We start from the raw sequence: 26,151 nt of genomic DNA on the forward strand, positions 1-26,151 counted from the left end.
AGAACCATCGCGTTCCGACGGAATTTCGACGATTCCGACCACCGAATCGGACAACATGACTTCCTTTCGGCGAAACCGACACCCCGCGTGGAGCCCGCTCTCCGCGCCACCGCTCGTGCTCCGCACCGAACGGCGAGAACCCCGCGCCGGAGCACCAGATCCGGCACGGGGTGCGATCACGCTCTCAACCGACGGACTCGAAACAACCCGCCCCGAGCAGCCCCTTGAGCTCGCCCTGCAGGCCGTTGTCGGTGTTGACGAAGAAGTCGCTGGAAAGTGCCAGCCTCGTCTCACCCCGGCTGCCCTGCAGCTTCACCTGCACAGGTACCTCACCGGAATGGGCGCGCAGCGTCCGCTTGAGCTCGTTGACCATTCCCCGATCCACCTTGGACGCGTTGAGCCGCAGCACGAAAGGGGGGCTGCTGCCAGGATCGGTCTCGGCCGCCGAGATGTCCACCGGCACCGCATCCGAGGCGAAGACGCTGATTGCCCCCTCCCGCTCGTTGATGCGCCCCTTGACCGCGATCGCGGTGTCCTCCACGAGCGTCTCGGAGAACATCTCGTAGGCCTTGGGGAAGAACAGGACCTCCACGCTGGCGTCCATGTCCTCCATCGTCACGATGGCCCACGGCTGCCCGTTCTTGTTGATCCTGCGCTGTATGCCGGAGATCATGCCCGCGATCCGCACCTGGTCCTTGCCGTCCTTGCCCCCCGAGGGGGAACGCTCACCGCTGATCAGCTCGGCGATACCGGTGTCCTGGTAGGGGGCGAGCAGTTTCTCGGCACCGTCCAACGGGTGCGCGGAGACGTACAGCCCCAGCATCTCGCGTTCGTAGGCGAGCAACTGCTTGCGGGGCCACTCCTCCGAGGAGAACGTCAGGTGCGCCAGCGGCGAGCTCTCCGAGGCGGCGTCCTCGTCCGAGGCGGGGCCGAACAGGTCGAACTGACCGGCGGCCTGCTGCCGCTTGAGCCCCACGACCGCGTCGACGGCGGACTCGTGCTGCTCGGTCAACCCCATCCGCGTGTGCCCCAGCGAGTCGAAGGCCCCCGCCTTGATCAACGACTCCACCACGCGCTTGTTGCAGGCCACCGTCTCCGACTTGTCCAGGAAATCGCGGAAGGAAGTGTACCTGCCCTGCTCCTCGCGGACGCGGCAGATCGAGGAGACCACGTTGGTACCGACGTTACGCACGGCGCTGAGCCCGAAGCGGACGTCGGAACCGACGGCGGTGAAAGTGTCCCGCGAGTCGTTGACGTCCGGGGACAACACCCGCACCTGCATCCGGCGGCACTCCGAGAGGTAGACCGCCATCTTGTCCTTGTTGTCGCCGTTGGCGGTCAACAGCGCCGCCATGTACTCGGCGGGGTAGTTCGCCTTCAGGTAGGCCGTCCAGTACGCCACCAGGGCGTAGCCGGCGGCGTGGGACTTGTTGAACGCGTAACCGGCGAACGGCAGCACCGTGGTCCACAGCGCGTTGATGGCCTCTTCGCTGTAACCGTTGCTGGACATGCCCGCGTGGAACCGGACGAACTCCTCGTCGAGCACCTCCTTCTTCTTCTTGCCCATGGCCCGGCGCAGGATGTCGGCTTGTCCGAGGGTGTAGTTGGCGACCCGCTGCGCGATCGCCATGATCTGCTCCTGGTAGACGATCAGGCCGTAGGTCTCGGCCAGCACGTCGCGCAGCGGCTCCTCGAGTTCCGGGTGGATGGGCTCGATCGGTTTGCGGCCGTTCTTGCGGTCGGCGTAGTCCAGATGCGCGTTGACCTCCATCGGACCGGGCCGGTACAGAGCGTTGGCCGCCACGATGTCGGTGAACTCGGTGGGCCGCAACCGTTTGAGCAGTTCACGCATCCCACCACCCTCGAGCTGGAAGACCCCGAGGCTCTCGCCCCTGGCGAGCAGTTCGTAGGTGTTGGTGTCGTCGAGTGCCAGGGTGGACAGATCGATGTCCAACCCGTGGTTGTGGTGCACGGACTGCAGGGCGTCACCGAGGATGGTCAGGTTGGACAACCCCAGGAAGTCCATCTTGAGCAGCCCGATGGCCTCGCAACTGGGGTAGTCCCACCCGGTGATGATGGAACCGTCGTCGCGCATCCACAGCGGGACCGTGCCCATCAGCGGCTGCGAGGACAGGATCACCGCGCAGGCGTGCACCCCGGCGTTGCGGATCAGTCCCTCCAAGCCCCGGGCCGTGGAGAAGATCTGCGAGATGGACTGGTCGTTCTCGATGAGTCCGCGTACCTCGGCGGCCTCGGCGTAGCGTTCGTGCTCCGGGTCCACGATGCCCTCGAGCGGGATGTCCTTCGCCGCTATCGGTGCGGGCAGCGCCTTGGATATCTTGTCCGCGATGGCGAAACCGGGCTGGCCGTGGTGAACGCGTGCGGCGTCCTTGATGGCGGCCTTGGTCTTGATCTTACCGAAGGTGATGACCTGCGCGACCTTGTCGCGACCGTACTTGTCGATCGCGTACTGCAGCACCTCGTCGCGCCTGCGGTCGTCGAAGTCGAGGTCGATGTCGGGCGGGGAGTCCCGCTCCGGATTCAGGAAACGCTCGAAGATCAGGCCGTGCGCGATGGGATCGAGATCGGTGATGTGCAGGATGTAGGCCAGCAACGACCCCGCCGCCGAACCACGGCCCGGCCCGACGTGGATCTTCTCCGACTTGGCCCAGCGGGTGACGTCACCGACCACCAGGAAGTACGCGCAGTACCCCTTGGTGTCCAGCACGTCGATCTCGCGTTCGATCCGCTCCCGGTACTCCTCGCTGATGCCGTTCGGAAACCGGGTCGGCAGGTAGTACTCCACCTCGGCCGCCAGGGCGTCCCGCTCCGTTCTCCCCGCCTCGACGGTCACGCGCGGCATCCGGTCGGAGTAGGTCCACACCTCCTCGTAGGAGTCCACCAACTCGCTGACCAGGAGCGTGTTGTCCGCGGCCCCGGGAACCTCGGAGTCCCAGTACTCGCGCATCTCCTCGGAGGACTTGAGGTAGTAGCCGTCGCCGTTGAACTGGAACCGGTTCTCGTCGTTGAGGGTCTTGCCGGACTGCACGCACAACAACGCCCCGTGCGACTCGGCCTGGTCGACGGTGACGTAGTGGCTGTCGTTGGTGGCCAGCGGGCGAAGCCCCAACTCCTTGGCGATCTTGAGCAGGTTCTCGCGGACGGAGCGCTCGATGACCAGTCCGTGGTCCATCAGTTCGAGGAAGTAGTTCTCCGCCCCGAAGATGTCGCGGTAGTCCGAAGCCGCCTGCAGCGCCTCACGGTACTGCCCCAACCGCAACCGGGTCTGCACCTCTCCCGAAGGACACCCGGTGGTGGCGATGATCCCCTCGGAGTACTCGGCGATCAGCTCCCGATCCATCCGGGGCTTGCGGTACTGCCCCTCGAAGGAAGCTCGGCTGGAGAGAGTGAACAGGTTGCGCAGCCCCGTGGAGTCGCGCGCGAGCATGGTCATGTGGGTGTACGCACCGGCACCGGAGACGTCACCGCCCTCACCGAACTCGTCGGTGCTGCGCTGCTTGGCCTCACCCCAGAAGACCGGTTTCTTGTGATACCGGCTCTGCGGTGCGACGTAGGCCTCGATGCCGATGATCGGTTTGATGCCGGCCTTCTTGGCCTGCTGGTAGAACTCGTCGGCACCGAACATGTTGCCGTGGTCGGTCATCGCGACGGCGGGCATCCCGAGGCGTTTCGCCTCGGAGAACAGCGCCCCCATCTTCGCCGCGCCGTCCAACATCGAGTACTCGGTGTGCACGTGCAGGTGAACGAACGAATCGCCAGGCACGGCGGATCTCCCTCCCGTGGAGCAACACGGCGCACTTCAATACTGTGACCAGCAAAGATGGTTCGCATGGTCGATTCGGATTCCGGTGCGGTCGACAGCCCCCGCGCTACGACGAAAGGTGGACCGTTACCGAGTCCCCAACCCTAATCCAGCCGTCCCCACCCACCACCGCCCCGCCCCCGGCGCGACCGTGGTCACCGCGAGCGGGTCGAAGCGCAGGACGCGGCCCGAGCCCGGCGACGATTCCCCGGATCGGATCGACACCACGAGGACGGTGCTCGTGCCGAGGCGGGTAGCGTGACGAGACGTGGCTGCACCAGATCCCGTGGACGTTCGTCTGCTCAACGCCGTCGCCGAGACAGGTCGCGCCGCGATCCACGAACTCGCCGCATACCTGGGCATGGATGTGCGCGAGGTGGCAGCGCGGTTGGCCGCGCTGTCCACCAGCGGATTACCGCTCGTGGTCGGGGTCGAGTGCGACCCGAACGGGATCCGCAACGCGCTCGCCTCGGCCGGAGTCCAACCCGGCCCCCAACAGCCGCCGCCCCAACCCAGCGGCGGATACCCGGCACCGCCCCCGGGAGCGGGCGCACCACCACTTCCGCCGCAGCCACACCACTCGGGACCGCACAGCGGTGGCCACCCGGTCCACGGCGGCATGAGCGGTCCGTACCAACACCCGAACACCCCCTACCCGCCCGCCACGCCACAGGGGCCACAGCCGCCGCGGCAACCACCGGCTCAGCCGCAGGGGCCACCTCCGGTCGGCACGGCGAGTCAGCAACCGCCCACACCTCCGGGCACCTGGGGACCGCCCGCGTCCTCGGCCTGGCCCAGGAGGGACGCGGCCGGCGACCAGGCTCCCCGCCCGCCCGCTGTGCCCAAGTCGGGCAAGGTCGGCAACAAGCTGGACACGGTCGGTCCCGACGGTGAGCCGGTGAGCGTTCTGCTGGTTGAGGTGGTGGATCCCGCCGACTTCCTGTTCAGCGCCGCCGGACACACCCTCGAAGCGGGCCAGCGCGCGGTCGTGGTGCACATCGAGCTGACCAACCGTGGAACCGCGGTGTTCGACTCACCGCCGGACCAGCACCTGCTGCTGGTGGCACAGGACGGTTCGACGGTGTCGAAGTCCTCGGTCGCCCTTTCCTCGCGCCCACCGCACAGTGCCGGTGTCTCCCCGGGGGAAACCGGCGGCGGGCACACCGTGTTCGTACTTCCGGAGGAGACCGAGCTGCGAAGCGTCGAGTGGTCGCCGCGCCCCGATCCCGGTCCGCATTCGCTGGTCTGGGACATCAGTGACCTCTGATTGAAGTTTTCCGATCGGGTTATCGGAGCGCTCGCTCGGCGGAACCTCTCGCACGGCTCTCGCCGCGGCCAGGCCCGACATCGAGTAGGTACTACACAACGTCGGGCCTTCCCCGCGAGAGCCGCACGGGGGGCACTCGCGGGTGGTCGGGTTGATGACGTGGCTTCCGATATATCGAAATCGAAAAAGACCCCTCCCCGTCGACAACACGACAGGAAAGCATCAGTGAGAACCGGGGCGTCCCCGCTCGCCCGCCCGAGGCGTGCCGCGCGTGAACCCGCACCTCCGGAACGGTCAGTGGTCCTGCTCGCGCAGTTGCTCCAAGGCCTCGCGCAGATCCGCCGGATAGTCGCTGTCGAAGGTGACCAGCCCTCCGTGGGCGGGGTGTTCGAAGGACAGCGAATAGGCGTGCAGCCACTGCCTAGTGAGACCGAGTCGCCGCGCGAGCGTCGGATCGGCACCGTAGGTGAGATCGCCGACGCACGGATGCCGTACCGCCGAGAAGTGCACCCTGATCTGGTGGGTCCGCCCCGTCTCCAACTTCACGTCCACCAGCGAGGCCGCGCGGAAGGCCTCGACGATCTCGTAGTGCGTCACGCTGGGTTTGCCGTCGGTGACCACCGCGAACTTGTAGTCCGACTTCGGATGCCGGTCTATCGGCGCGTCGATCGTCCCCCTACTCGGATCTGGGTGCCCCTGGACCAGCGCGTGGTAGTGCTTGTCGACGGTGCGTTCCCGGAAAGCGCGTTTGAGCGTGGAGTAGGCGCGCTCGGACTTCGCCAGCACCATGACACCCGTGGTGCCCGCGTCGAGGCGGTGCACCACCCCCTGGCGTTCCGGAGGTCCGGAGACGGCGAGGCCGACCCCGGCGGCGGCCAGCCCCCCGAGCACGGTCGGACCCTCCCAGCCGGGGCTCGGGTGGACGGCCACCCCCACGGGCTTGTTGACCACCACGATGTCGTCGTCCTCGTGCACGACCGTCAGTCCCTCGACCGGCACGGCCACGATCTCGGGGGCGCCGTCCCCCTCGGGAAGCCGCACCTCGAGCCACGAGCCGGCCAGCAACCGGTCGGACTTCCCCGCCGGTGAACCGTCCAGTTCGACGTCCCCGGAGGTGGTCAGCGCGGCGACGGTACTGCGCGACAGCCCGAGCAGTTTGGCCAGCCCGGAGTCCACCCGCATGCCGTCGAGCCCGTCGGGAACGGGCAGCGTACGCAGCTCGCTCACGAGTCTTCCTCACCATCGTCGCGTCGTGGCCGCTCGGGCGTGTCCCCGGCCGCTTCCCCGGCGGGGTGTTCGCCCGTGGCACCGTCTCGCTCACGCCCTCGGGAGCCATCTGTCCTCTCTACCGCGGCCGCCGAGGTCCGCTTCGACCGGCGTCGATGCACGGTTCCGTCGTAGTCGTGGCCCAGCAGCGCCAGCAGCACGATCAGCACACCGCCGCAGACGATCCCGGAGTCGGCCAGGTTGAACACCGGCCAGACACTCCCGTCCGGCGCGAGCACGGACAGGAAGTCGATCACGTGTCCCCGCAGCGGTGCGGGCTCGCGGAAGATCCTGTCGACGAGGTTACCGCAGGCACCCCCCAGAACCAGGCCGATCCCGACCGCCCAGCCGGTGGAGCGGAGCTTCGGAGCGAACCAGATTATGGCTACCACGACCACGATCGCCAGCAGCGCCAGCAACCAGGTCAGACCGGTCGCGATGTTGAAGGCGGCTCCTGGATTACGCAGGAGCACCAGGTAGAGCCCCCCACCGAGCAGTTCGACCGGCTCCCGGCCTTCCAACTTCGCCACGGCCAACGACTTGGTGAACGCGTCCAGCCCGAGCAGGGCCACGGCAATACCGAACAGCAGCACCAACAGCCTGGGGCGAGGTGGACCGCGGCGCGCGGGCTTCGAGTCGGCGTCGGAGCGTGCGGAACGTGACGGCTCGGTCGTGTGGTGCTCATCGCTCACTCCCCCATTCTCCCTGACCGTACCGGGTGAGGTTCAGCCAGCCCGGCCGCTCCCCCGGTCGGCTCGCACGGCGACCGGCCGGTTTGGTTCCACCGCGCGGCGGGAACGAGGACGGTGCACCGGGTAAGACTGGAACAGTCGGGCAGCTGACGATGTTGTCCGAACGGCAACTCCCGGTCCGTCCCAGCGGACCGGGCCGTCGGGATCGGAGCGCGCACATGAGTGACAAGGCCGACATCGGAGTGACGGGACTGGCCGTCATGGGTAGGAACCTGGCCCGCAACCTCGCCCGCAACGGGCAACGCGTCGCGGTGCACAACCGCCACCGGGAACGCACCGACGATCTGGTCGAACGGTTCGGCGGTGAGGGCGAGTTCGTCCCCACCGGCTCGCTCCGGGAACTCGTAGAGTCGCTGGAGCGCCCCCGCCGCGTGGTGATCATGGTCAAGGCGGGCCCGGCCACCGACGCAGTGATCGACGAACTCGTGCCGATGCTCGACACCGGCGACGTCCTCGTCGACGCCGGGAACGCCAACTTCACCGACACCCGGCGCCGGGAGGCGGCACTGGCCGAACGAGGAGTGCACTTCGTCGGCACCGGGGTGTCCGGCGGCGAGGAAGGAGCGCTGCACGGCCCCAGCATCATGCCGGGCGGATCGGCGGAGGCCTACCGCGAGCTGGAGCCCGTGTTGCGCTCGATAGCGGCGAACGTCGACGGCACCCCGTGCGTCACCCACGTGGGGGCAGACGGGGCTGGGCACTTCGTCAAGATGGTGCACAACGGCATCGAGTACGCCGACATGCAGCTCATCGCGGAGACCTACGACCTGCTGCGCAAGGTGCTGGGTCGGGAGCCGGGCGAGATCGCCGAGACCTTCCGCCGGTTCAACACCGGGCGGCTGAACTCCTACCTGATCGAGATCACCGCCGAGGTGCTCGGCCATGTGGACGCCCGTACCTCGCGTCCGTTCGTCGACGTGGTGCTGGACCAGGCCGAGCAGAAGGGCACCGGTAGGTGGACGGTGCAGAACGCCCTGGAGCTGGCCAGCCCGGTGACCGGTATCGCCGAAGCGGTCTTCGCTCGCTCCATATCGGGGCAACCCCGGCTGCGGGAGGCCGCCGCCGATCTGCCCGGCCCCTCGGAGCAGCCCCGGATCGACGACCCCGAAGGGTTCGTGGCCGACGTGGAACGCGCGCTCTACGCCTCGAAAATCGTGGCCTATGCCCAGGGATTCGACCAGATCCAGGCGGGTAGCGCCACCTACGGTTGGAACATCGACCTCGGCGCGGTCGCCACGATCTGGCGAGGTGGGTGCATCATCAGGGCGGAGTTCCTGGACCGCATCCGAGCGGCCTACGACCAGAACCCCGGCCTGGCCAGTCTGCTGGCCGACGAGGACTTCCGGGCCGCACTCACCGAGGCCCAGGACTCGTGGCGGCGCGTGGTGGCCACCGCGACGGCCGCCGGGGTCCCGGTACCGGGCATCTCGACGGCGCTGGCCTACTACGACACCGTCCGCGCCCGGAGACTGCCCGCCGCGCTGATCCAGGGCCAACGGGACTACTTCGGGGCACACACCTACCGGCGGACGGACGCCGAGGGGGTCTTCCACACCGAGTGGGCCGCCGACCGCTCCGAACACGAGGCCTGAACCGTGGTGCGGCGGGGGACTTCCCGGTTCCCCCACCGGTGGGCTCGCGGGCCGGTTCCCGGGTGTCGGAGCACCACTCGGTGTTCCCGTCACCCCGGCGTCCTCGACGTGCCGGGAACCGGCCACACGCGCGGGCGCGGCTACGGGTTCCTGGTCACCGAGACCGTGATCTCGGTGTCGTTCTCCCCGACGGTGCCGACCAGCGCACCCTGACCGGCGGTCTCGGCCAGCACGACCTCGTCGGCCAGCGTTTCGCCCGCCACGAACGACTCGTACTCGCCCACCGCCTCGCGGACCGGCCCCGGAGCCGCGATCGTGGCCACGATCCGGTCCGAGACCACCAGCCCGGCCTCGCGCCTGGCCTGCTGCACCACCCTGACGACGTCACGCGCCATCCCCTCCGTGGCGAGGTCGGTGGTCACCTCGGTGTCGAGGACCACCAGACCGTCACCGCTGGGCAGTGCCGTAGCCGCGCCGGGATCGGTCGAAACCAGATGCTCGGAGAACTCCTCCGGGTACAGTTCCACCCCGGCGGCGAGCACGCCCCCCTCCGAAGTCCGGGTCCACTCACCCGACTTGACCGCCTTGATCGCCTTCTGCACGTCACCACCGAGCCGAGGACCGGCGATCCGGGCGTTGACCGAGATCTGGAAATGTCCGTGCGCGGCGACGTCGGAGGTCAGCTCCACGTTCTTGACGTTGACCTCGTCCCGCACGAGCTCGACGAACGGAAGTAGCGACTCCGAGTGCGGCAGGGCCACGACCAACCGGCGCAGCGGCAGCCGAACCCGAAGCTTGTTCGACTTGCGCAGGCCGAGCGCGGCCGAGCACACCTGGCGGACGCTGTCCATGGCCGACACCAGCTCGGTGTCGGCGGGCAGCTCCTCGGCGAGCGGCCAGTCGGCCAGATGGACCGAGCGCCGCCCGGTCAACCCGCGCCAGACGGCCTCCGCGGTCAGCGGCAACAACGGCGCGACCACCCGGCAGGTTACCTCGAGAACCGTGTGCAGCGTGTCGATGGCGTCCTTGTCCCCCGCCCAGAAACGGTCGCGGGAACGGCGGACGTACCAGTTGGTCAGCACCTCGAGGAAGTCGCGGACCGCCGCGCACGTTCCGGATAGGTCGAACACGTCCATCGAGTCACGCGCGGTCTCGACGAGTTCACGCGTCTTGGCGAGGACGTACCGATCGAGCACGTGCTCGCTGTCGGTGCGCCAGGTCCCCTCGACGTTCTCCGCGTTGGCGTACAGCGCCAGGAAGTACCAGGAGTTCCACAGCGGCAGCACCGCCTGACGGACGGAATCCCTGATCCCCTTCTCGGTGACGACGAGGTCCCCGCCGCGCAGGATCGGGCTGGACATCAGGAACCAGCGCATCGCGTCGGAGCCGTCCCGCTCGAAGACCTCGCGCACATCCGGGTAGTTGCGCTTGGACTTGGACATCTTGAGCCCGTCGTGGCCGAGCACGATCCCGTGCGCGAGCACGTGGGAGAAGGCCGGACGGTCGAACAGCGCGGTGGCCAGCACGTGGAGGGTGTAGAACCACCCCCGCGTCTGCCCGCTGTACTCCACGATGAAATCACCGGGGTAGTGGTGTTCGAACCACTCGGCGTTCTCGAACGGGTAGTGCACCTGCGCGAAGGGCATGGCCCCCGACTCGAACCAGCAGTCGAGCACGTCGGGCACCCGGCGCATGGTGGATCTGCCGGTGGGGTCGTCCGGGTTCGGCCGGGTCAACCGGTCGATGTTCGGGCGGTGCAGATCGGTGGGGCGGACACCGAAGTCGGCCTCGAGTTCGTCCAGCGAACCGTAGACGTCCGTACGAGGGTACTCCGGGTCGTCGGAGACCCACACCGGAATGGGGGAACCCCAGTAGCGGTTCCGGGAGATGTTCCAGTCTCGCGCGTTCTCCAGCCACTTGCCGAACTGGCCGTCCCTGATGTGCTCGGGTACCCAGTCGATCTGCTGGTTTAGCTCGACCATGCGGTCCCGGAAACGGCTGACCTCGACGAACCAGGAGGAAACCGCGCGCTGGATCAGCGCGTTGTCACAACGCCAGCAGTGCGGGTAGGGGTGGTCGTAGGTCTCGTGGCGCAGCAACGAACCCGCGGCCTTGAGATCGGCGATGATCGCCTTGTTCGCCTCGAAGACCTGCTGCCCCTCGTAGGGTGCGACCTCCGGCGTGAACCTGCCGTGTTCGTCGACCGGGACGACCGGCTCGATGCCCGCCGCGTCGGTGACCACCTTGTCCTCCTCACCGAACGCGGGGGCGATGTGCACCAGCCCGGTACCGTCGTCGGTGGTGACGTAATCGGCGGACAGAACGCGGTGCGCGTTCTCCCTGCCGATGAAGAAGTCGAACGGCGGCTCGTAGCGGGTACCGAGCAGCTCACTACCGCTGAAGCGGGCGACGACCCGCTCCGCGACGTCCTCGCCGAGCTCCCTGGTATAGGCGTTCAACCGGTCGGCGGCGAGAACGTAGGTGTTCTCCCCCTCAGCGGGGCGCACCAGTACGTACTCGATGTCGGGGTGGACCGCCGCGGCCAGGTTGGAGGGCAACGTCCAGGGAGTGGTGGTCCACACCAGGGCCAGAGCCCCGTCGAACACGGCACCCGGAGCTCGCAGCCGCAGGCCGACGGTGACGGCGGGGTCCTGCCGCTGCCGGTACACGTCGTCCATGCGCGTCTCGGTGTTGGACAGCGGCGTCTCGCAGCGCCAGCAATACCAGAGCACCCGGAAACCGCTGTAGACCAACCCCTTGTCCCAGAGGGTCCGGAAGGCCCACATGACGCTTTCCATGTAGTCGAGATCGAGCGTCTTGTAATCGTTGGAGAAATCCACCCAACGCGCCTGCCGGGTGACGTAGTCCTGCCACTCGTCGGTGTAGTGCAGCACCGAGCTACGGCAGGCCTCGTTGAACTCGGCGACCCCCATGGACTCGATCTCGGACTTGGCGCTGATGCCGAGCTGCTTCTCCGCCTCGACCTCGGCGGGCAGACCGTGGCAGTCCCACCCGAACCTGCGCTCCACGCGGTAGCCGCGCATGGTCTTGTAACGAGGCACCACGTCCTTGGCGTAGCCGGTCAGCAGGTGCCCGTAGTGCGGCAGGCCGTTGGCGAACGGCGGCCCGTCGTAGAACACGAACTCGTTGGACCCGTTGGTGCCCGACTCACGGTTGACGACGCTGGCGCGGAAGGTGCCGTCGCGCTCCCAGTAGTCCAGAACCTCGTGCTCGATGGCGGGAAAGGACGGCTGCGCGGCCACGTCGTCGGCGGATCGCGCCGCTTCGGGACCCTCGGAACTCGCACCGTTGAACGGTACTTTCGGATAAGCCATCGCGGATGCGCTCCTCGCGAGTGTGTCGTGTGGTTACGCCGCGCGAGCATCGGTCGAGGATGCTCGAGCGGGGACGACACAGCGAGCTCCTCAGGGACGACGAGCACTCGCCTACCGCGGTACCACCCCGCTTGCCACGTGGCCGAGCAGCGCGGCACGTGACCTCTCGTTGAAGGCTGTGACGGGCCCACCCGTCCGGTTCTACTGAGGCGGAACACCGCGCGGTGCTCGCGGTGTCGACGCCCGTTCTTCCGGAGGCTCCCCGGTGATGGCCGGATCAACGCCACTGCCGCCAGCATAGCGGGTGGACGCCAGTCGATCACTTCCGGGCACGATGTCGTTCATCGGGCCCACCCTCGCGGGGACACCTCACCGCACGGGGCCACCGCTCCGAGCCCCGGCCCGTAGTCCAGAAGCAGGTCTTCCCCTTCCGGGCCCGGTAACGATCACGATTCGTGTGAACGCGCCAGCCGAGCCACCGAGCTGTCCGGCGCGCAGACCGCGCAGGGCGTAAAACCGAGCTCACGCGCCTCGGCGACGGGCAACGGCAGGGTCTCGCGGTCACCGACCCAGGAGCAGTCGTCGAGGTGATAGCGCGGACGCTCGTCGATCACGAAGACCACGGTCTCCGCTTCGGAGACCAACAGCACGTCCGCGGCGTCGGTCCGCTGCTCGGCGGGCTCGGTGTCCGGATCGGGCTCCGCGCCCCGCTGGGAAGACCCCTCGGAGCCACCCTCCGAGGAGGAGGTTTCGGACTCGCCGACCGACGCCGCCTCCTCCTCAACGGGCGGGGCGGCGTCGGCCACACCCGCGGTGCCGTGCGCCGAGTGCCGCGGTGCCGACCGGAACCTCCGTCGGTCCCGGACACGGGCCCAGAACAACATCACCGCCGCCACCGCGCACAGCAGCACCGAGAGCCACGCCCACTGGGCCGCACCCGTGGCCACCGCGAAGACCAACACACCGGCGGCCACGAGCAGCAGAAGCAGCACTGTCAACAGCACGTAGCCTCACGCTTTCAGGTAGATCCGGAAGACTGTACGTCTCGGATCAACGAGTCGGGTGACACGTCGAAACGCATCCCCGGGTTCCGAGGCCTCAGCCCGCTTCCGCGGCACGCGTCCCGAAGTTGTAACCGCCGCTCTGCTGCCCCGAGGAGGACGACCTGGTGTTGCTGACGTTCTCGGCCGGTGCTGCGGAACCGCGGTCCTGGAGTTCGCGCAGCTGCGACTCCAGGTACGACTGCAGCCGGGAGCGGTACTCCCGCTCGAAGGTGCGCAGCGCTTCGATCTTCTTCTCGAGTGCGTTCTTCTCCTGGGTGATGTTGCCCATCACTTCCGCGTGCTTGTGCTGAGCATCGCGTTCCAGACTCGCCGCCTTCTCCCGAGCCTGACGTTCCAACGTCTCGGCCCTGCTGCGCGCGTCGTTGAGCATCGTCTCGGCACGGCTGCGCGCGTCGTTGACCATGCTGTCGGCCTTCGTCCGAGCGTCCGAGAGCAACTGCTCGGACTTGGTACGCGCCTCGGAGAGCATCCCGTCGGACTCGGTCTTGGCCTCACCGGTCAGCCGGTCGGCCATCTCCTGGGCCAGGCCGAGCACCTTGGCCGCCTGCACGTGCTGGTCACCGCCGGGGGAGGTCTGCTCCGAGGCAGCCGTGGGCGGGGGAACGGGTTGCAGTCTGCGCGGCTCCTCGGAAGCGCCCGAGGAACTCGACTGACCGGCGGCGACGCCCGCCTCGGCCGGGGCGGGCTGGTTCCTCGCCTCGTCGAGGTCGGACTGGGCCGACTGCAGTTGGGTCTCCAACTGCTCGACCTGGTTCCGCAAGTCGCCGTTCTCCTCCACGAGCCGCGCGAGCTCGGCCTCGACGAGGTCGAGGAAAGCATCAACCTCGTCCTCGTTGTAGCCCCGCTTTCCGATGGGAGGTTTGCTGAACGCCACGTTGTGGACGTCGGCGGGGGTCAAACCCACAAGATCACCTCACGCACTCCTCGGCTGCGAGTCACCGGGTTCCCCGTTACCCGGGTTGAACCAGTCGCATCAAGATGTACACGACCAGCAGCAGCACCATAATGGACAAGTCCAGCCCGACGTTGCCGATTCGGACCGTCGGGATCACCCGACGCAGCAATCGTACGGGTGGGTCGGTCACTGTGTAGATGGTCTCCAGCGCGATCGCAACCCCGCCACTGGGTCTCCAGTCGCGGGCGAACGCACGAACGAGCTCCACCACGATACGCGCTATGAGCAGCAGCCAGAAGAAGAACAGCAGATAGTAAAGAACGATCAGGGCCGGTTCCACGACTCAACTCTGCCACCACTCACCCGTAATTGAAAAAGGCCCCCTCGGCGAGGCGCCGTTTGTCCTCGGCAGCCACGTCGACGTTGGGGGGCGAGAGCAGGAACACACGGTTGGTGACCTTCTCGATGGAGCCGCGCATGGCGAACGCCAACCCCGCGGCGAAGTCCACCAGCCGCTTGGCGTCAGCTTCATCCATCTCAGTGAGGTTCATGATCACCGGTGTGCCGTCGCGGTACTGCTCCCCGATGGTCCGCGCCTCGCTGTAGCTGCGCGGATGCAGGGTTGTGATCTTACTCAAGCTGTAGTGACTGCCCGTGTCGGTCACCGCACGCAGCCGCGGAGTCTGTTCCAGGTTCGGATCCACCGCCAACGAACCGCGGACCGGACTCTCGGAGCCCCATTGCCTCCGAGGGCGCGTGACGCGGGAGCGTGGCTCACTGTCATGGTCATCCTCTTGATCCTCGTCCTGGGCACCACGGGTCCCCCCGTGCCGGCGCGGTCCGACGGCCCTGTCCTCCGACGCGTCGTACTCACCGTAGTCCGACGCGTACCCGTCGGGCGCCTCGTCGTACTCGTCGACTTCTTCGGCCGGGACCATGCCGAAGTACGCCTTAAGCTTGTGTAGCTTACTCATCGGCAAGCCCCTTCCTCCGCGAAAGGTACAGCGACGGCAGGCCTTCGACCCGTTTGGCGGCTCATCGTGAGACTAACGGGCGACCACCGAGCAACGACGTTCCGACACGCACCCGGGTCGAGCCGTGGGCTATCGCGCTCTCCAGGTCCCCACTCATTCCTGCCGACACCTCCCGAGCTTCCGGGAAGTCCCGGCGAAGCCGCTCGGAAATCCCCGAAAGGGTGGCGAACGCCACATCCGGATCCTCGCCCAACGGAGCGACAGCCATAACTCCGCAGAGCCGAATCTCACACATTCGTGCCATCTTTTCCGCTAGTTCGGGGACTTCCCCTGGCGAACACCCACCCCGATCCGTACGCTGATCAAGATTCACCTGCAGGAGCACGTCCAGCGGAGCGGAGCGCTCCCCGGCTTCCAGGGCGTTGTCCACCGCACGTCGCAACGCCTCGATCAGACGATCACTGTCCACCGACTCCACCACATCGGCCCACCGGGCCACCGAGCGAGCCTTGTTGCGTTGCAGCTGACCGACCATATGCCAACGCACGCCAGCGCCGGGGCGCAACCGTTGGAACTCGGCCACCTTCGGCCTCGCCTCCTGCTCCCGGTTCTCCGCGAGATCGGTCACGCCGAGATCCGCGAGCAACGCCGCGTCCGATGCGGGGAAGGTCTTCGTCACCGCCGACAACGCCACCTCGTCAGGGGACCTACCCGCGTTCGCACAGGCCCGGTCCACGCGTTCCCGCACCCGGACCAACGACTCGGCGAGCTGCGCCCGACGGGAACGGTCGGTCTCTTCCTCGTTCACTGCTGCTCCTCCGGTTCGGACCAGACCACCGCCGCGATCCTGCCCGTGCGCCCCGAGTCCCGCCGGTGGCTGAACAGCTCGGGGGCCTCGATGGTGCAGCGCGGGTCCTGCCCGATCCGCGCGACGCCGGCGGCGGCCAGTTGTTCCCACAGCCCGGCCCGCAGGTCCAGCGCGGGAGTGCCGCCACGTGTTCTCGCGGCGCTGCCGGGCAGGTCCCGCTCCACCTCGTCACGCATCTCGGCGGGGACCTCGTAGCACTCACCACAGGCGGCGGGCCCCAGTAAGGCCTCCACTCGATCCAGCCTCGCTCCGACCTCGACCATCCGCCGCAGGGCGCTGACCAACACGCCGACACGCGCCCCCACTCTCCCGGCGTGCACCGCACCCACGACACCGCTGACCGGGTCGCCGAGCAGCACCGGCACGCAGTCCGCGGTCAACACGACCAACGGAAGCTTCGGAACGGCGGTCACCAACGCGTCGGTGCCCTCCAGGGGCTCCGCACGGGGGCCGTCCACCACGGCGGCCGTCCTGCCGTGGATCTGCTCCATCCACACGAAACGCCGTTCCTCGATGCCGATCCCGGCGGCGAGCTTCGCCTGGTTCGCGGCCAGGTGCTCCGGATCGTCGCCGACACGTCCGCCCAGATTGAACGAGTCGAACGGGGGTCTCGAGTAACCACCTTCACGAGTCGTGACAACACGACGGATCCGCACGATGCGCCCTCCCGCGAGTGCTTCGAACATGCCACGGCGCGTCCGGTTCGACAACGCCCGCACCGCGCATTGTCCCGCACTCCCGAACGAGAGGACGGGTCAGTCTCACCTGCGCATGAACGGCGGGATGTCCACCTCGTCGTCGTTGTCGTCGTCGTTGTGGTTCTTGGAACGCCCCAGCAGGGAACCACCGAACCCACTTCCGGTTCCCGGATAACCACCCGTCGGCCTGCCGGGCACCGTGCCGGTCTGCTGCTCGCCCCCGATCGCCGAACCGTCGGTACCGAGGGGACCGCCCACACCCTGCTGCGGTTGCCGTGGTTCCCCCGTCTCCTGGCTCGAAGGGGCTCCGGGAGGCGGGGAGCTCGCCTCCCTAGCGGCTGAGCTCGTACCCGATGCCGCGCCGAGCACACCACCGCTCTCCGAGTCGGGTCGCGGGCGGGAGGAGTCCTGCCTGATCGGCGTGGTCTCAGAGGCGTCCTCCGGCGATCCGGCCGAGTGGGTCGTCGAAGCCGGTGCGCTCTCCTTCGCATCCTGGGCTTGCCGGTTCACGGGCTCGGATTGGCCGTCGACGACCTGCCCCGCCGTGACCGGGGCGTCGGGGTCCTGCTCCTCGGTGGAGCCGACCTTGTTGGGATCCAACTTCTTGTGCGTGGGCGCCCCCGCGTCGAAACCGGCCGCGATCACGGTGACCCGAACCTCGTCACCGAGCGAGTCGTCGATGACCGTACCGAAGATGATGTTGGCCTCGGGGTGGGCGGACTCCTGCACCAGCGAAGCGGACTCGTTGATCTCGAACAGTCCGAGGTCCGAACCGCCGGCTATGGCGAGCAGCACACCGTGCGCGCCCTCCATGGAGGCTTCCAGCAGCGGTGAGTTGATCGCCTTCTGCGCCGCTTCCACCGCTCTGCCCTCCCCCCGGGCGGAACCGATGCCCATCAGAGCGCTGCCCGCTCCGGACATGACGCTCTTGACGTCGGCGAAGTCGAGGTTGATCAGACCGGGGGTGGTGATCAGGTCGGTGATGCCCTGCACACCGGAAAGCAGCACCTCGTCCGCCGAGCGGAAGGCGTCCATCAGGCTCACGCCGATGTCGCCGAGCTGCAACAGCCGGTCGTTGGGAATGACGATCAGCGTGTCGCACTCGTCACGCAGATCCTTTATCCCCTGCTCGGCCTGGTTGGCCCGGCGTTTGCCCTCGAAGGAGAACGGCCGGGTGACGACACCGATGGTCAGTGCGCCGAGTTTACGGGCGACCGAAGCGATCACCGGGGCACCACCGGTACCGGTGCCACCGCCCTCACCGGCGGTGACGAACACCATGTCCGCGCCCTTGAGCACCTCTTCGATCTCGTCCTTGTGGTCGTCGGCCGCCTGGTAGCCGACATCGGGAGCGGCACCCGCTCCCAAACCGCGCGTCAGCTCACGGCCGATGTCGAGCTTGACGTCGGCATCCGACATCAGGAGGGCCTGCGCGTCGGTGTTCACCGCGATGAACTCGACGCCCTTGAGCCCGACCTCGATCATCCGATTCACGGCGTTTACACCGCCGCCACCGATGCCGACGACTTTAATCACCGCTAGGTAGTTGTGCGGGGGCGTCATCGTCATCCGCCTTCCTGGTCGTGGCTGAAGCGCTCGCTGTGGGTGGACCGTGACAGGTCCCCGGTCGCGGACGCCTGTCGGCGCCCGATGTGGTGTGCGGCTACGTGGCTGGCTCGCCGTCAACCCGCAGTGATCGGACGTTATGCACCGCGGACCGCGGGAGTCCAGCAGCCACGCCGATTACCGCCGGACGTGTGTCAACCGACACCACCGGTCGCCACCACGGCTGTCCGCACAACGCTCGAAAAGTTCCGTGCCCCACACCACGAAACACCGAGTGCGCCCGACCGGCCGCGGTATCGCGATCACAGTCCACACCGTACCGCGAACCGGTCCACGAGTCGTGGTGTCCACGTCGGCCGATCCAGTACTCACACGGGACTTCGAACGGTGGACGGCTTCACACGATATTGTGTGACGCCCGCCGGTGGGAACCGGGGCCCGTCGATCGACTCGCTCCCGGTGCCAGAAGGTGGGGAAGGCGCCGGCGGCGAAGCCCGACCGTGGATCACGTACGGGGCGACTCCCGGTGAGTAGCAGGAAAGCACGACGAGAGGCGATGGGGCGAGTGTCCGTCGAACGAGTGGCCACCGTGGATTCGCCACGCGGCGAGATCGTACTGCTGCGGCGCGCCGACGGCGCACTCGAACTGCGGGTCAACGGAGTGTTCGTGATGGACACCGCGCACACCGACAGTGAGCGCCGACTCGCCCGGACGGCGCTGAACGCGCTGAAAACCTCGAAGGGCGGAACGCGCGTTCTGATCGGGGGACTCGGTCTCGGATTCACGCTGCACGAAGTGCTCGCCGAACCACTCGTGGGTGAGGTCACGGTGGCGGAACTGGAACCGGCGGTCATCGACTGGTACCGGAGCGGCCTGGTTCCGGAACTCGCCGATGACCCCCACGACAGGAGGGTCCGACTGCGCGCCGCGGACGTCACCGAGGTGCTGGCCGAGCACGCGAACGGCTCATTGGACCTGGTGCTGCTCGACGTGGACAACGGTCCCGGTTATCTCGTGCACACCGACAACGTGACGGTCTACGAACGGGACTTCCTGACCACCTGCCACAGCAGACTCGCGGCGGGAGGAGTGGCGGCGATCTGGTCCGCGGCGCGCTCCGCCGAGTTGGAGGCGACCATGCGGGCTGTGTTCGAAACGGTCCGGCGGAGCACGGTTCCGGTAACGCTGGGGACGTTGAAGACCGAGTACCACCTCTATCTGGGAATCCGCTGACAGGGCTTTCCTGCTCCGATCGTCGGGTTCCCCGTCGGCACCCATCACCGCTCGTCCCCGTCGGCGGTGTCCCGCGCTTCGTGCTCGGAGAGTGCCGAACCCTCACGAAACGGTCGCCAACTCCGGGCTGGTGACGTCGTAGACCTCCCCCTGCTGCGAGAGCAGCACGGGCAGGATCGCCGCCTTGCGGTCCGACTCGTTCCTGCCGCCCCACTCCACGGTGCGTCCCTCCGTCAACGACATGCGCACCCGGGGGGCGCCCCGCGAGACATCGACCCGCACGGTCCGGACCTGGCCCAGCGTCCGATCGTCCAGCGCCGTGACGGCGGTGATGGCCGCCGCGCGCCCCTGCCGCTCCCGTCCTTCGGAGGTGATCCGGAGTTCGGGAAGTTCGCTCGGCCGGTGGTCCACCGCCGCGTAATCGACCCCCTCGTCATCGACCAGCCGGAAGCCGTCCGGGGTGTCGGTGAACAGCACAGGCCGTCGCTCCACGAGCTCGATGACCACCGTGGAGGGCAACGAGAAGCGGAGGTCGGCCGAATCGACCCTGGAGATCCCGTTCAGCCGCCGCAACACCCCGGAACGGTCCACCCGGACCATCGGGGTTCCCCGCTCGATCGCGGCCACCTGCCGCACCCGCTCCTGGTCGAGCTCCCTGGTCCCCTCGACCCGCACGGAACGCACCCCCAGCACCGGAGTGAAGAAGACCACCACCGCGCCGATGGTCACCAGGGCGAGCGAGACCAGAACCACCCAGCCGAACAGTCCCGAGCCGGCGGATCTCGGCTCCCTCCCGGAACGCCGCCGAGCTCGTGAGGCGGCCCGATCAGGCTCCCGTCTCGCCTCGGAATCCGCCATCACCACTCCACGATGTCCGTCTCGCCGCCTGCAGCTGCCAATCCACCGAGGGAAGGGGACGACCGCCGACAACGTCCCGTTCCCCTCCACTCGGACTCCAGGACACGTCCGGGTGGAGGGGCCACCCGGACGTGTGAGTGACGGTGGCCGGGTGAATCACCGAAGCCGTCAATCACCCGAGTCCGGGCTTATCAGCTCTCGGAGGAGCTCGGGGAACGAGCCCCGTCCCGGCTGTCGATCTCGGTCAGGATCTCCGGTCCCAGCATCGTGACATCACCCGCGCCCATGGTCAGCACGATGTCACCGGGACGTGCCAGTCCGGCCAGTCGTGGCGCCACCTCGGTGATGGAGGGCTCGTAGTGCACCCGGTCCGCGGACAACGGCACCGCATCGGCGATCAGTTGACCGGACACACCGGGTTGCGGCTGCTCCCTGGCGCCGTAGACGTCGAGCACCACCACTTCGTCCGCCTCGGCCAACGCCGCGCCGAACTCCTCGGCGAAGGCCGCGGTGCGCGAGAACAGGTGCGGCTGGAAAGCGACGACGATCCTGCCGGAATCCACCTCGGTACGCGCGGCACGCAGCTGTGCCCGGACCTCGGTGGGGTGGTGCGCGTAGTCGTCGTAGACCCGCACGCCGTCGGCCCTGCCCTTGAACTCGAAACGCCGCCGAACACCGCCGAAGGCCGCCAGTCCGTCCAGCAGCTCCGCCGGGTCGGCCCCCAGCTCGATCCCCGCCAGTAGGGCGGCTACCGCGTTCGCGGCCATGTGCTCGCCGGGAACCGAGACGTACAGCTCCAGGGGATCGCTCTCCCCCAGCCGCAGCCGTACCGCCCCGCCACCGTGCCGCGGCTCGTAGGAGACGACGCGGGCGTCTTCGGTTCCCTCGACGGCGGTGCCGTAACGCCGCACCCGAACCCCGGAACGCTCGGCCCGGTCGGCCAACGCGGCCGCACCGGGGTCGTCTGTTCCCGCGATGAGCACACCACCGGGTTCGATCCGCTCCACGAACCTCTCGAACACCTCGACGTAGGCGTCGGTGGTTCCGTGGTGGTCGAGATGATCCGGCTCGACGTTGGTCACCACGGCCACCGAGGGGGAGAACACCAGGAACGAGCCGTCGCTCTCGTCGGCCTCCGCGACGAACAGCCCGCCCTCACCGTGGTGAGCGTTGGCGCCGGACTCGTTGAGGTCACCGCCGATGGCGAACGACGGATCGAGTCTGCAGTGCTGCAACGCCACCGTGAGCATGGAGGTGGTGGAGGTCTTGCCGTGCGTGCCGGTGACACACGCGACACGGTGATCCCGCATCAGCGCGGCCAACGCCTCGGCACGGCCGAGCACCGGGACGCCGCGTCGCCGCGCTTCGGCCAACTCCGGGTTCTCGGTCTCGATGGCCGTGGAGATCACCACCGCGCTCGGGCCGGACTCGAGTTGGTCCAGGTTCGGCTCCTCATGTCCGACCGCGACAGCGGCTCCCTGCGTGCGCAGCGCGAGCACGGTCCTGGAGTCGCGGGCGTCCGAACCCGAGACCTGCCGCCCTCTGGCCAACAGGATACGGGCGATGCCGCTCATCCCCGCACCACCGATACCGATCAGATGCACCCGGGACAGCAGATCGTGGGTGGTGGCGGGAGAGTCCGGAGAGGTCCCCCGCGACTGCCTGCCATCCTCATCGCCGTTCACGCCCCGGCCACCTCCAGCGTAGTCTTGGCCAGCACTCGGTCCGCCTCACGATGTCCGGTCTCCAGCGTCGCGCGGCTCATTCGTGCCAGCATGTCGGAATCGCCTGCCAACGGCAGTATCTCATCGATGACGCGCTGGGGCGTCAGCTCCGAGTCCGGAACCAGCCTCGCCCCGCCCGCGGCGACCACCGGCTGGGCGTTGAGCGCCTGCTCACCGTTGCCGTGGGGCAGCGGGACGAACACCGCCGGAAGTCCCACAGCGGAGACCTCGGCCACCGTCATGGCACCGGAACGGCAGACCACCAGGTCGGCGGCCGCGTAGGCCAGATCCATCCGCTCCAGGTACGGCACCGGCACGTAGGGCGGCGCTCCCGGGAGCTCACGTACCGCGACCGTGTTCTTCGGGCCGTGTGCGTGCAGCACGCCGATCCCGGCCCTGCCCAGTTCGTCGGAGGCGCCAGAGAAAGCGGTGTTCAGCGTTCGTGCTCCCTGAGAGCCGCCGAAGACCAGCACCGTCGGCGCGTCGGGGCGCAGTCCGTAGTGCGCGCGCGCCTGGGCGCGCAGGGAGGAGCGGTCCAGCATGGTGATCGACTCCCGCAGCGGTATGCCGATGGTCCGGGCACCGGGTAAGCCGCTGTCGGGGACGGCCGCCAGAACCTCCTTCGCGAAGCGGGCTCCCACCTTGTTGGACAGTCCGGCTCGCGCGTTCGCCTCGTGAACGATGATCGGTACGCGGCCACGTGCTCCCAGGTAAGCGGAGAGGGAGACGTAACCGCCGAAGCCGACGACCACGTCGGCCCCCACCCGCTCCAGCACCTCGCGAGTACGACGCACCGAATCGCGGACCTTCGAGGGCATTCGGAGCAGCTCGGGGCTGGCCTTGCGGGGCATCGGCACCGGCGGCACCAGTTCCAGCGGATAGCCCCTGGCCGGCACGATCTCGGTCTCCAGTCCGCGCTCCGTGCCCAGGGCCACCACGCTGGCGTCCGGTCGGAGCCTGCGTACTGCGTCGGCGAGGGCCATGGCGGGTTCGATGTGTCCGGCCGTTCCCCCACCCGCCACGACGATCGTCGGTCCACGGCGGCTCGGTGAACCGGTGCCGGCCGCGCCCGCGGGGAAGGGTGCGGCGGCCCGACCGCTCGGATCACCCGGTTGCTGCGTGTTCAAGAAGTTCCTCCTCGATGTTCGCATCGCGCCCCGCACGTCCGGGCGGCGATACGCGGTGTTGGTGGTTCCCGGTCCGGTAACCGCGCCCTCCGGACCCGTTCCACATGAGCCTGCCATCCCGGCGGACGAACGCATCGCCCAGTGGTGGCCACTCCTCGTCACGGGCTCGTCGGATCATCTCGACGACCCGGTACGACGTCGCTGACGGGGCGCCGGTTGCTTCCGACCCGCCGTACCAGCGGAGCGACTCCGCTTACCGGACGGTTTGGTGGCGGGAGCGGTGCGCCGGTTCGCCGTTCCGGAGGGGCGACGTGTGGCCGGCGGGCGATACGGCGCCGGGGTGGGCAACCGCAGCAGTCTGCCCACCTTGCCTGGCCCGAGTGAGCGCAGTGCCGCGATGGCCTCGGGCTCGTGCCTGGCGAAGTTCGCCAACAGCCCGAACACGATCATGGTGGTCACCACCGAGCTCCCCCCCGAGGAGATCAGCGGCAACGGCAGGCCGGTGACCGGCAACAGCCCCACCACGTAACCGATGTTGATGGCGGCCTGGCCGACCACCCAGGTGGTGAGCGTGGCGGCGACCAGTTTGATCCACGGATCGGTGTTGCGAGCGGCGATCCGCATTCCCACGTAGGCGACGGTACCGAACAGCAGCAGCACGGCGGCGCAGCCCACGAACCCCAGTTCTTCCCCGAGCACGGCGAAGATGAAGTCGTTGTCGGCTTCCGGCAGGTACTTCCACTTGGACCAGCCCTGGCCGATGCCCTCTCCGAACAGCCCTCCGTCAGCCAACGCCAACCGGGCCTGAGTGGCCTGGAAGCTGTCGGTTCCCCCTCCGCTGTCCGAGCTGAAGAACGAGGTCACCCGGTTTATCTGGTACTGGAAGAGGAACACCAGCGTCAGCATGCCGGTGACGGCGCCGAGCACCAGGGCGCTGAACAACCGCAGCGGAGCCCCCGCGAACCACAGCAGTGCGAGCAGCACGATGCCGAGAGTGACCGTGGAACCGAAGTCGGGCTGCAGCATCACCAGGGCGAACATCAGCAGCGCGGCCGGCAGCACCGGCACCAGCAGATGGCGGTACTGGCCGAGCAGCGCTCGTTTGGTCACGAGCACGTGGGCCCCCCAGAGCGCGAGTGCGATCTTGGCGGGCTCCACCGGCTGGAACGAGACGGGCCCCAACACGAACCAACTCTGCGCCCCGTTGCTTCGGAAGCCCAGTCTGGTCAGCACCAGCACCAACAGGACCAGGCACACCAGCAGGAACACGTGACTGAACCGGCGCAGCATCCACACCGGCGTGCGCATCGCCACGTAGCAGCACACCGCCCCGAAAAGACAGTGCAGCAGGTGTTTCAGGAAAACACTGTAGGAGGAACCGGCCTCGCTGAAGGACTCCACGCTGGAGGCGGAGAGCACCATCACCAGGCCGACGGCGGTCAGCAGCCCGAAAACCGCGAGTAACAGGTGGAACGAGGCCAGCGGTCTGGTCAGCCAGGCGGTCAGTGCCGAACTGACTCCGCGCAGCGCCTCCGCGATCCCCTGTGTGCCTCGTCCACGAGCACCGCTCGTGCTCCGGGCTGCCACAGCTGCCTCACCCCCTGGGACGTTCGGCGGACCCGCTCGCCGGTTCCGCCAGCACAGCACGTACCGCCGCCGTGAACTCCCGCCCGCGATGGGCGTAGTCGGTGTACATGTCCATGGAGGCCGCGGCGGGTGCCAGCACCACGGCCGTCCCCGATGTCGCGTACGCCCTCGCCAGCCGCACCGCCTCCGACATGGCGGCCACCCGCTGGGGCGGGATGCCGACCACCGGGACTTCCGGGGCGTACCGCCGCAGCGCCTCGGCTATCGGCCGCTGATCGCTGCCGATCAACACCGCGGCACGGAGCCTCGGGGCGTGCTGCCTGACCAGTTCGTCGACCTCGGCCCCTTTCAGCAGTCCACCAGCGATCCATACCACGTCTCGGTGGGCACCCAGTGCCGCCGAGGCGGCGTGCGGGTTGGTCGCCTTGGAGTCGTCGACGTAGACCACGCCCTCGGCCTCCGCGACCACGTCGGAACGATGCTCCCCCGGCGAGAACTCCCGTAGCCCCCGGGCGCACGCCTCCTCCGGGACGCCGCACGACCTGGCGAGCGCGCAGGCCGCCAGTGCGTTGGCGAGATTGTGCTCGCCCACCTGCCGAACGTCGCTCACCCCGGCCAGGGACACCGGTGCGGCGTCCCCCGCGGGAACGTGGCCGTTCCGGTCGAACGCGCGGTCGAGCAGCTCACCGTCGCGCACACCGAGTTGTCCGACGACGGGGTCACCCGAGGTGACCGCGACCTGCCTCGCTTGGGAGTGTTCGGCCGCGAGTTCGACGGAGGCGGCGTTGTCCGCGTTGTGGACCGACACCGAGTTACCCCGGTAGACCTTGCCCTTGGCGGCGCCGTAGGCGTGCAGCGAGCCGTGCCAGTCGAGGTGGTCGTCGGCGAGGTTGAGAATCACACCGGTGTCCGGTGAGAGCGTGTTCGACCAGTGCAGCTGGAAGCTCGACAGTTCCACCGCCAGCACTCGGTGGCCGGCACGTACCGCGTCAACGGCGGGAAGCCCCACATTGCCGCAGGCGACCGCGTCGATCCCAGCGGCCCGCAGTACCGACTCCAGCATTCCGACGGTGGTGGTCTTGCCGTTCGTCCCCGTCACCGCCAGCCAGCGGGCCGGACGGGTGGAGGCCCGGTCGATCCGCCAGGCGAGCTCGATCTCACCGATGACCTCCGTGCCCGCGGCTGCCGCCGCAGTCAGCAACGGTGAGTCGGGACGCCAGCCCGGGCTGGTCACCACGAGATCGGTTTCGGCGGGCGGCTCGGTGAGCGAGGGTACGAGTTCGGCGCCCCGGGCGCGCAGTTCGGACAGCTCGGCCAATCGCCGCTCGGAGGCATCCGTGACGGTGACGGCGGCTCCCCGTTCCAGCAACGCCTCCGCCGCGGACCTGCCGGAAACCCCCGCGCCGGCCACCAGAACCCGCTTTCCCACCTTGCTCATGACCTCACCAAAGACCCACTCGGATTGCCACGTAGTTCACCGCGCCGCCACAGCGGTGGCCGTGGCGGCCTTCCGATGTCCCG

General features: G+C 68.3%; 19 protein-coding genes. 3 read left to right on the forward strand and 16 right to left on the reverse strand.

Annotated elements, in window-relative coordinates; genetic code table 11:
* Nucleotides 1–184 precede the first annotated feature (184 nt).
* Entirely contained in the window at nt 185–3,784 is a 3,600-nt protein-coding gene (dnaE, locus tag BLQ75_RS07725; RefSeq protein ID WP_092600034.1) for a DNA polymerase III subunit alpha, read from the reverse strand.
* Nucleotides 3,785–4,091: 307 nt separating this feature from the next.
* Between dnaE and BLQ75_RS07730 the strand changes: the two genes are divergently transcribed.
* Nucleotides 4,092–5,090, forward strand: coding sequence for an AsnC family protein (locus BLQ75_RS07730; RefSeq protein WP_092600037.1), 999 nt, complete (start codon nt 4,092–4,094; stop codon nt 5,088–5,090).
* Nucleotides 5,091–5,384: 294 nt separating this feature from the next.
* Here the strand turns inward: BLQ75_RS07730 and BLQ75_RS07735 are convergent, their stop codons facing one another.
* A complete protein-coding gene (locus BLQ75_RS07735) occupies nt 5,385–6,317 on the reverse strand; it encodes an RluA family pseudouridine synthase (protein ID WP_170837388.1) in 933 nt (310 codons plus the stop codon).
* Complete coding sequence (gene lspA / locus BLQ75_RS07740; protein WP_092600040.1) at nt 6,314–7,048, reverse strand: signal peptidase II; 735 nt, start codon at nt 7,046–7,048, stop codon at nt 6,314–6,316. Before lspA ends, BLQ75_RS07735 begins: the two co-directional genes overlap by 4 nt.
* 218 nt (nt 7,049–7,266) lie before the next feature.
* Between lspA and gndA the strand changes: the two genes are divergently transcribed.
* Nucleotides 7,267–8,700 carry an NADP-dependent phosphogluconate dehydrogenase gene (gene gndA, locus BLQ75_RS07745; RefSeq protein ID WP_092600044.1) on the forward strand — a complete coding sequence of 478 codons (1,434 nt, stop codon included), beginning with the start codon at nt 7,267–7,269 and terminating at the stop codon, nt 8,698–8,700.
* Nucleotides 8,701–8,840: 140 nt separating this feature from the next.
* On the opposite strand, the gene ileS is transcribed toward gndA, so the two are convergent.
* The 8 genes from ileS to ftsZ all read right to left on the reverse strand — a co-directional run bounded on the left by ileS (nt 8,841) and on the right by ftsZ (nt 18,097).
* Entirely contained in the window at nt 8,841–12,035 is a 3,195-nt protein-coding gene (ileS, locus tag BLQ75_RS07750; RefSeq protein WP_092600047.1) for an isoleucine--tRNA ligase, read from the reverse strand.
* A gap of 446 nt (nt 12,036–12,481) precedes the next feature.
* On the reverse strand, nt 12,482–13,039 hold the full coding sequence (locus BLQ75_RS07755) for a hypothetical protein (RefSeq protein WP_092600050.1): 558 nt from the start codon (nt 13,037–13,039) through the stop codon (nt 12,482–12,484).
* A gap of 94 nt (nt 13,040–13,133) precedes the next feature.
* Nucleotides 13,134–14,003: a DivIVA-like cell division protein Wag31 gene (gene wag31, locus BLQ75_RS07760; RefSeq protein ID WP_092600053.1), complete on the reverse strand. Its 870-nt coding sequence runs from the start codon at nt 14,001–14,003 to the stop codon at nt 13,134–13,136.
* A 46-nt stretch (nt 14,004–14,049) separates the two neighbouring features.
* Nucleotides 14,050–14,334 carry a YggT family protein gene (locus BLQ75_RS07765; RefSeq protein WP_170837389.1) on the reverse strand — a complete coding sequence of 95 codons (285 nt, stop codon included), beginning with the start codon at nt 14,332–14,334 and terminating at the stop codon, nt 14,050–14,052.
* A gap of 19 nt (nt 14,335–14,353) precedes the next feature.
* Nucleotides 14,354–14,968, reverse strand: coding sequence for a cell division protein SepF (locus tag BLQ75_RS07770; protein ID WP_092600056.1), 615 nt, complete (start codon nt 14,966–14,968; stop codon nt 14,354–14,356).
* A gap of 61 nt (nt 14,969–15,029) precedes the next feature.
* Complete coding sequence (locus BLQ75_RS07775) at nt 15,030–15,776, reverse strand: YggS family pyridoxal phosphate-dependent enzyme (protein WP_092600059.1); 747 nt, start codon at nt 15,774–15,776, stop codon at nt 15,030–15,032.
* Nucleotides 15,773–16,492 carry a peptidoglycan editing factor PgeF gene (gene pgeF, locus BLQ75_RS07780; protein WP_092600490.1) on the reverse strand — a complete coding sequence of 240 codons (720 nt, stop codon included), beginning with the start codon at nt 16,490–16,492 and terminating at the stop codon, nt 15,773–15,775. Before pgeF ends, BLQ75_RS07775 begins: the two co-directional genes overlap by 4 nt.
* 105 nt (nt 16,493–16,597) lie before the next feature.
* Nucleotides 16,598–18,097, reverse strand: coding sequence for a cell division protein FtsZ (gene ftsZ, locus BLQ75_RS07785; RefSeq protein WP_092600492.1), 1,500 nt, complete (start codon nt 18,095–18,097; stop codon nt 16,598–16,600).
* A gap of 559 nt (nt 18,098–18,656) precedes the next feature.
* Between ftsZ and BLQ75_RS07790 the strand changes: the two genes are divergently transcribed.
* Nucleotides 18,657–19,334 carry a spermidine synthase gene (locus BLQ75_RS07790; RefSeq protein WP_092600062.1) on the forward strand — a complete coding sequence of 226 codons (678 nt, stop codon included), beginning with the start codon at nt 18,657–18,659 and terminating at the stop codon, nt 19,332–19,334.
* A gap of 102 nt (nt 19,335–19,436) precedes the next feature.
* Here the strand turns inward: BLQ75_RS07790 and BLQ75_RS07795 are convergent, their stop codons facing one another.
* The 5 genes from BLQ75_RS07795 to murD all read right to left on the reverse strand — a co-directional run bounded on the left by BLQ75_RS07795 (nt 19,437) and on the right by murD (nt 26,068).
* On the reverse strand, nt 19,437–20,087 hold the full coding sequence (locus BLQ75_RS07795) for a cell division protein FtsQ/DivIB (RefSeq protein WP_280137822.1): 651 nt from the start codon (nt 20,085–20,087) through the stop codon (nt 19,437–19,439).
* A gap of 296 nt (nt 20,088–20,383) precedes the next feature.
* Complete coding sequence (gene murC, locus BLQ75_RS07800) at nt 20,384–21,766, reverse strand: UDP-N-acetylmuramate--L-alanine ligase (protein WP_425286443.1); 1,383 nt, start codon at nt 21,764–21,766, stop codon at nt 20,384–20,386.
* 107 nt (nt 21,767–21,873) lie between these two features.
* On the reverse strand, nt 21,874–23,043 hold the full coding sequence (murG, locus tag BLQ75_RS07805) for an undecaprenyldiphospho-muramoylpentapeptide beta-N-acetylglucosaminyltransferase (protein WP_244515318.1): 1,170 nt from the start codon (nt 23,041–23,043) through the stop codon (nt 21,874–21,876).
* 174 nt (nt 23,044–23,217) lie between these two features.
* Entirely contained in the window at nt 23,218–24,630 is a 1,413-nt protein-coding gene (gene ftsW / locus BLQ75_RS07810) for a putative lipid II flippase FtsW (protein WP_092600068.1), read from the reverse strand.
* A 7-nt stretch (nt 24,631–24,637) separates the two neighbouring features.
* Nucleotides 24,638–26,068: a UDP-N-acetylmuramoyl-L-alanine--D-glutamate ligase gene (gene murD / locus BLQ75_RS07815; RefSeq protein ID WP_092600071.1), complete on the reverse strand. Its 1,431-nt coding sequence runs from the start codon at nt 26,066–26,068 to the stop codon at nt 24,638–24,640.
* Nucleotides 26,069–26,151: the final 83 nt, after the last annotated feature.

It is taken from the genome of Actinopolyspora xinjiangensis (assembly GCF_900104475.1).
Taxonomy (GTDB): domain Bacteria; phylum Actinomycetota; class Actinomycetes; order Mycobacteriales; family Pseudonocardiaceae; genus Actinopolyspora; species Actinopolyspora xinjiangensis.